General features: G+C 40.9%; 1 protein-coding gene. It reads right to left on the bottom strand.

Annotated elements, in window-relative coordinates:
• Positions 1 to 1,368: hypothetical protein (locus NITUZ_RS00610; RefSeq protein ID WP_048194206.1), on the bottom strand; the 1,368-nt coding region annotated here is incomplete at its 3' end.
• Between the last annotated feature and the right edge of the window lie 130 nt (positions 1,369 to 1,498).

Genomic DNA, 1,498 nt, shown 5'->3' with positions numbered 1-1,498 from the left:
CAAATTGAGGGTGGCGCTCTGTTGACCTGCAGGGCCGATCTCTATAATACCTTCACCAATTCCAGCGTATTGCTGGTTCATCGGCATTCCCTGTCCTAGAATTAAAATTCGGAATTTGTATATTCCCTGCGCAGGTATTGGTATGTTCTTAATGTCAATTCCTTCACTTGCCAATATTCCCAGCATATTAGGATCTGAACCAGTATTGAATGCCAATCTGTTTCCTTTGCCATCAAGAAGTTCATAGCCATAGTGTACATCTTTTAGTAGCTTCTTATTTGCATCAAAAAATGAGAACTCGAATGGAATTTCATTTCCTGCACCGTAGCTGGCAGGCCAAGAAACTTTGGCAATTGCCCCTGATTCGATTTTTATTTCAGCAGAATTTGTAGTTGCGCTTCCTTGCGGTAATAATTGAAATTTCATTATGCCGGATTCCCTGAGGGCCGGATTCTGCATATTGTTGATTCGTTCAAGCTCAGCTCCTGTCACTAGAAAATGGATTACGTTATGATCATCGTATGAATATGGATCCACAAGAAGAATTCTGTTGTCAACTTCAATTCCGTTCACATATCCTTTCAATTCTTTTCCAGGTGCATATGGATCAAAGCTCTTAGGTAGTCGAATTTCCTCGTGCACTACTTGCACTAGTTGGACATAGGATGGGTCCCAGTTGAATGGCATATCAAATGAGATAGAGTTCCTGGAATTGTCGAATGTAAAGTTGTCAACATCATCATAATACGTCTTGACGGTTACAGGTATTTCCTGTGCACTTGCTGTTTTTATGATAAAGTCTTGTTCTTGTGCAACGCTAACAAAGGTTTCAAACAGTAATGGCTCTGCTACAAGAGCCTTTGGGCTTGTTGCACCGTCTATTATTACCTTGATGTTGTAAAGTCCGCCCTTGTCAAAAATCGGACCTTGAATCAGAGGCCGCGTGTTTCCTATTTGCGTCAGTCCTCCGGTGATCAGGTCTTTTTCCCCGTAGTAGACTGTGCACCTCCAGGGCTCTGCTTCAGTACAGTTTGTTTTCGGTTTTATCTCTATATCCAGTTGTCCGTCTTTGTCAAAGAATAGGTTCCTAGCATGTAGTTTGTCATTTTGCCATACTTCGACTCTGTATGTCACAGAGTTTAGGTTCTTATCAGTGAGGGTATCATAGAATCTTACTCCTATATTGGCGCTATCCACTTTGCCTACAGTCATGTCTCTTGGCTCAAGAGTGGTCAGTATTGTGACCTGCATTCCCTCAAAGTCTATTGGTGGGGCCATGTCCATCCCAAGGCCGTGCCCATATGCCACACCAGTTGATGGAATTACAATAATCAAAAAGAGTGTAAGAAGCACCCCTGCAGGATTCATGAATATTGTTGTGTTTTAGACCTTTTTTAATTATGTGAATAATTCAGAAGTTGTTGTTAAATAATATTGTAAGATTTCTAGTCGTATTTTATTATACTCGGATTATTCCCTGTGTGATAAGATATTGAAT

It is taken from the genome of Candidatus Nitrosotenuis uzonensis (genome assembly GCF_000723185.1).
In the GTDB taxonomy this organism is placed as follows: Archaea; Thermoproteota; Nitrososphaeria; order Nitrososphaerales; family Nitrosopumilaceae; genus Nitrosotenuis; species Nitrosotenuis uzonensis.
This window is presented reverse-complemented; position numbering and strand designations above follow the sequence as displayed.